Raw genomic sequence first — 5,354 nt, 5'->3', positions numbered from 1 at the left:
CACCGCTCTGGTGCCCGACGCGACCCCGGTGGTCGCCGCGCCGGGCACGTCCCCGCCGCCGCCCACCTCGACGACCGCCGACCTGGGCTGCGCCGCCAGCTACGAGGTGACGAACTCCTGGCCCGGCGGCTACCAGGTGCAGGTGACCGTCCGCAACGACCATGACGAGGACCTCTCCGGCTGGAGCGTCCGCTGGACCCTCCCGGGCGGCCATCACATCACGGGCCTGTGGAACGGCGACTACACCGTGGACGGCCCGACGGTGACGGTCGGCAACGCGGCCTGGAACGCCAAGCTCGACGCGGGCGCCAGCACGACGTTCGGCTTCATCGCACTGGCCCAGAGCAATGACGCGGGCCGCCCGGCCGTCACCTGCCGGACGCTCTGAACATCCTCAGCCGCGGAGCCGGTCGAACGGCAGCCGCAGCACCTGGCCCGCCGGGACCGGCGCGTTCGACAGCCGGATCGCGTCCAGCTCAGCGGCTGTCAGCGCCCGGCGGTAGAACCGGACCTCGTCGAACGAGCCGTTCCAGCGGAACTGGTTGTCCAGCCGCTGGCCGAGCTGCAGCTGGAACGACACCGTCTGGCTCACCGAACCCGCCACCGCCGCACCGGAAGCGACCTGCGCGCCGTCGACCCACAGCAGCAGCTTCCCGCCGGTGCGCTCCAGCGCGACGTGGTGCCACGCCTGGTCGTCGTACGCCTGCGTCGTCGCCACCGACGCGCTCCCCGCCGCCGTGGTCATCATCGCGAGCAGCCGGTGGTTCGCCGGTTCGCCGCGCAGCCACAGCTGCGGTGCGGTGCCGCCCATCCCGCCGAGCCAGAACAGCACCTGGTTGCCCTTCGTGGCGCCGTACCGGAACCAGCCGGTCCAGGTGAGGTCGCCGTCGCCAGGGGGCTGCGCCGGGTCGTAGGGAACGCGGACGTAGCCGTCGACGCCGTCCAGTGTCACCGCGCCGCCGAACCGGCCCGCCGCAACGGAAGCACCGCCGAGCACCCGGGCATCCACGTGCCCCGAAACGTCCGGTGTGGACGGTCCCGCGGAGTTGTGCCAGCCGAGGTACGACTCGTCGAACCGCGCGAAACGGATTTCGTCACGAGCGTCGACCGCGCCACCCTCGTACAGGAGCCCGATCTCCGGGCCGCCGATCTGCACCAGGTCCGAGTACCCCGACCAGTCCGTGGTGATCCGCGTGCCCTGCTCGGCGTTCTCCCACGTCCGGCCGCCGTCGTACGACGACCGGACCATCATCCACCGCCGCCGGTCGGTGTCCGACGGCGAGGAGAACAGGAGGCGGTTGCCGACGCGCAGGATCGAGCCTTGCACCATCGGCGTCACCAGGTCGGGGATCGTCGTGAAGGACTGGGAAAACGTCTCGCCGCCGTCGCGGCTGATGGCGTAGTCGCGGTTGCCGATGTCCGTGCCGCCCTGCTCGCGGCCGCCGGCGTAGATCGAGCCGTCGGCCAGTTCGACGACGGTCACTTCGGACGGCTTCTGCGTGTACGTCCCGCCGACCGGGTGCGGATAGCTGTTCACCGCGCCGACGCGCCAAGTGCGCCCGCCGTCGTCGCTGTAGACGAGTCCCGCGTGGTTCTCGATCGAATGCGCGCCGTCGCTGGTTTCCGCGTTGACGCCGAACACGAGCCGGCCCGCGTGGGGGCCGCGGGCCAGCTGGATCCCGTGCACCGGACCGGACGCGTACCAGGAGTCCCAGTCCGGCAGCTTCGCCTGCGCGCTGATGTCGACCGGCGTGGACCAGGTCAGGCCGTCGTCGTCGCTGTACTGCGAATGCGGCGTGCGCGGGCACGGGACGTCACAGCCCTTGTCGTCGGTGCGGCCCTTGTTGTACGTCGTGATCAGCACGATCCGCCCGGTGCGACTGTCCACGATGGGCACGGGGTTGCCGTGGGTGTCCCCGCCACCGCGGTTGACCACCTGCAGCGGCGACCACGTCCGGCCGCCGTCGGTGGACCGCTTGAGCACGAGGTCGATGTCGCCGGTGTCGCCGCAGTTGTCGATGCGGCCCTCGGCGAACGCGAGCAGCGTGCCGTGCGTGGACTTGACGATCGCCGGGATCCGGAAGCAGTGGTACCCCGGGTCCTGCGCCGCCTTGAACAGCACCTGCTGGTCGAAAGACGGCGCGGCCTGCGCCGGGCTTACGGCGAGCAGCGAGCCCGCCACCAGGGCCACCAGCGCGGCCCACTTCCCCAGTCTTCTCATTCTCATCCCTTCAGGACGGCGACACCTAGCGGGGCGAGCCGGACCTCGCGCACCGGCCGCGACGGGTCGGTGAGCAGGTCCGGCGCGGGGCGCGGCAGGTCGACGGTGACCGGCTCGGTGCCGTGGTTGAGCAGGATCAGGTAAGCGCTTTCCTCGCCGTGCCGGACGACGGCCTGGACACCCGGCGGGGCTTCGAGCACCGGGGTCACCCCGGCTTCCGCGCACACGCGGCCGAGCAACGGCCCCAGCTCGGGCCGGGTGCCGGCGTACCACGCGACGCCGTCGCCGAACTCGTGCCGGGTGATCGCGGGCCGCCCGGCCAGCTCACCCGAGCCGAAGGACGCGACGGCCGAGGCACCTTCGAGTTCGATCCACTCGGACCAGAGCGCCCCGGAACCCGTTGTCCCGTCGGCGAAGTCGAGCGCGATCGAGTCGTCCAGCGGCCAGAACTCGTCGACCCGCAGGCCGAGGATGTCCCGCAGCGGCGCCGGGTGCCCGCCGAGGTACGCGCGGTCGCAGCCGTCGACGATCCCGGAGAAGTACGACACCAGCAGGTGCCCGCCGCCGGCGACGTACGCCCGCAGGTTGTCGGCCGTCGCCTGCTCCAGCAGGTACAGGTTCGGCACGACGACCAGCTTGTACCGCGAAAGATCACGCGCGGGGTGGACGACGTCGCAGGTGACGTTGGCGTCGAACAACGGCGCGTAGTGCGCGAGGTGCGTCTCCAGTTGCTCCAGCGACGCCGGGTGCGAGTCGAGTTCCAGGCCCCACCAGCTCGGCCAGTCGTGCAGCAGGGCGACTTCGGCCCGCACGCGCGTCCCGGCCAGCTCGGGAACGCGGGCCAGTTCCTGTCCCAGCGACGAAGTCTCGCGGAACGTCCGGGTTTCCCGGCCACCGTGGGGAACCATCGCCGAATGGAACTTTTCCGCGCCACCACTGGTTTGCCGCCACTGGAAGAACAGGACGGCGTCGGCACCCTGCGCGATCGCCTGCCAGCTGCCGAGCCGCATCGCGCCCGGTGGCTTGGGACTGTTGCGGGAGCGCCAGTTCACCGCGCTCGGCGCCTGCTCCAGCAGCAGCCACGGCTTGTCCTTTGTGGACCGCACGAGGTCGTAGGCGAACGCGGCTTCGACGTGGGCGCGCGGGTCGTAGGGGTCCGGGTAGGAGTCGAGGCTGACGACGTCCTCGTGCGGGGTCCACGTGTGCCAGTCGAGGGCTTTCTGCACCAGGCCGACGAAGTTGGTGGTGATCGGGACGTCCGGGGTGACCCGCCGCAGCACGCGCTGCTCGGTCAGGAAGCACTCGAGCAGCGCGTCGGAAGAGAACCGGTGGAAGTCCAGCTGCTGCGCGGGGTTCGGGAACGTCGGGGCCACGCGCGGCGGCAGGATCTCCTCCCACTCGGCGTAGCCCTGGGACCAGAACGTCGTCGTCCACGCGTCGTTGAGCGCTTCGAGCGTGCCGTAGCGGTCCTCGAGCCAGCGCCGGAAGTCCGCGGCGGATTCGTCGCAGTAACAGGCCCGGATGTGGCAGCCGAACTCGTTGCCCACGTGCCACATCGCCAGCGCCGGGTGGCCCGCGTACCGGGTGGCCAGCTCCGTCACGAGCCGTGCGGCGTGCGAGCGGTACACCGGGCTGGACGGGCAGAACTGCTGCCGCGCGCCCGGCGACAGCCGGACGCCGTCGGCGCGCACCGGCAGGATCTCCGGGTGCAGCCGGGACAGCCATGGCGGCGGGGACGCGGTCATCGTCGCCAGGCACACCTGGATCCCGGCACCGGCCAGGCCCGCCATGACGTCGTCGAACCAGCCGAAGTCGTACTCCCCCGGCCGCGGCTCGACGGCGGCCCACGAGTAGATCCCCGCGGTCACCATCGTGACACCCGCTTCGGCCATCAGCTTCAGGTCCTCGCGGCGGACCTCTTCGGACCAGTGCTCCGGGTTGTAGTCGGCGCCGTAGCGGATCATCAGAGCAAGCCCGCTTCGACGAGCTTTTCCTTGATCAGCAACAGCTCTTCGTCGTTGAGGGGCAGCTGCGGCGGCGCCATCACGGCGTTGTCGACGAACCCGCGCAGCTTCATCGCGGCCTTGAACGCGCCGAGCCCGGCCGAGCCGCGGCCCATCCGGCTCGGTGGTGCCACCGCCGTGATCGAGAACAGCTTCATCAGGCGTTCCTGCTCGCGGCGGGCCGCGGCGAGGTTGCCGGACTTGAAGTGGTCGTGGATGAGCACGTACCCGACCGGGTCGACGTTGCCGAGCCCGGGCACGGCACCGTCCGCGCCCATCGCCAGCGCCGCGTCCACCACCAGCTCGGACCCGGTGAACACGGCGAAGTCGTCGAGGCCGCGGTCGCGCTTGCCGAGCAACACGGCCCGGAACGCGGCTTCGTCGCCGCTGGAGTCCTTGAGGGCGGCGATGACCCCGTCGGCGGCGAGGTCGAGCACCAGCCCGCCGTCGAGCTTCGTGTGCACCGCGACCGGGATGTCGTAGGCCACGATCGGCAGCGCCGTGCGTTCGCGCAGCAGGCGGAAGTGCCGGTCGATCTCGGCGACGTGCGTGCGCGTGTAGTAGGGCGCGGTCACGACGACGGCGTCGGCACCGGCGGCCTCGGCGGCGCGGATGTGCTCGGCGACCCGCAACGTCGTCATGTCGATGCAGCCGGCGAGCACCGGGACGCGGCCGGCGACCTGGTCGACCGCCGTCTCGACGACGACGCGGCGCTGCGCGTCGGGCAGGAAGGCGACCTCGCTGGAGGAGCCGAGGACGAACACGCCGTGGACGCCGGCGTCGAGCTGGACCTCGACGTGGCGCCGCAGCGACTCGGTGTCCACGCTGAAGTCGTCGTTGAACGGCGTGCACAGCGGCGGGACGATTCCGGCGAACTTCGGCATCAGGGGCTCACTCCGGGAAGGGTGTCTTTAATGGACACAGCTGGGTGGATGCAGCGGTAGGTGTGGCCGCCCTCGGCCGCGGCGAGCGGCGGCAGCTCGGCCGCGCACTCGGCGGTGGCCTTCGGGCAGCGCGTGCGGAACGGGCACCCGCTGGGCGGGCGCGTCGCGGACGGCACCGGGCCGGTGAGCACGATCGGCTCGACCGGGTGCAGCAGGCTGGGCGTCGCGGAGAACAGCGCCCGCGTG

5 protein-coding genes are annotated in these 5,354 nt (G+C 71.5%); 1 reads left to right on the top strand and 4 read right to left on the bottom strand.

Annotation, left to right across the window (positions count from 1 at the left end):
• The coding region (locus tag G3I65_RS55760; RefSeq protein WP_203612780.1) for a cellulose binding domain-containing protein at window positions 1–388 on the top strand (388 nt) is incomplete at its 5' end.
• 6 nt (window positions 389–394) lie between these two features.
• Here the strand turns inward: G3I65_RS55760 and G3I65_RS55755 are convergent.
• The 4 genes from G3I65_RS55755 to G3I65_RS55740 all read right to left on the bottom strand — a co-directional run.
• Window positions 395–2,221, bottom strand: coding sequence for a sialidase family protein (locus G3I65_RS55755; RefSeq protein WP_239072059.1), 1,827 nt, complete (start codon window positions 2,219–2,221; stop codon window positions 395–397).
• Window positions 2,222–2,223: 2 nt separating this feature from the next.
• Entirely contained in the window at window positions 2,224–4,185 is a 1,962-nt protein-coding gene (locus G3I65_RS55750; protein ID WP_160704692.1) for a beta-galactosidase, read from the bottom strand.
• Window positions 4,185–5,108: a dihydrodipicolinate synthase family protein gene (locus tag G3I65_RS55745; RefSeq protein WP_125307577.1), complete on the bottom strand. Its 924-nt coding sequence runs from the start codon at window positions 5,106–5,108 to the stop codon at window positions 4,185–4,187. Before G3I65_RS55745 ends, G3I65_RS55750 begins: the two co-directional genes overlap by 1 nt.
• On the bottom strand, window positions 5,108–5,354 hold a 247-nt coding region (locus G3I65_RS55740; protein ID WP_345944116.1), incomplete at its 5' end, for an oligopeptide/dipeptide ABC transporter ATP-binding protein. The genes G3I65_RS55740 and G3I65_RS55745, both read right to left, overlap by 1 nt.

Source organism: Amycolatopsis sp. SID8362 (assembly GCF_010550475.1).
Taxonomy (GTDB): Bacteria; Actinomycetota; Actinomycetes; order Mycobacteriales; family Pseudonocardiaceae; genus Amycolatopsis; species Amycolatopsis eburnea.
This window is presented reverse-complemented; position numbering and strand designations above follow the sequence as displayed.

Coding starts and splice junctions, on each gene's coding strand:
- G3I65_RS55750 (WP_160704692.1), bottom strand. CDS start 4,185: ATGATCCGCTACGGCGCCGACTACAACCCGGAGCACTGGTCCGAAGAG.
- G3I65_RS55755 (WP_239072059.1), bottom strand. CDS start 2,221: ATGAGAAGACTGGGGAAGTGGGCCGCGCTGGTGGCCCTGGTGGCGGGC.
- G3I65_RS55745 (WP_125307577.1), bottom strand. CDS start 5,108: ATGCCGAAGTTCGCCGGAATCGTCCCGCCGCTGTGCACGCCGTTCAAC.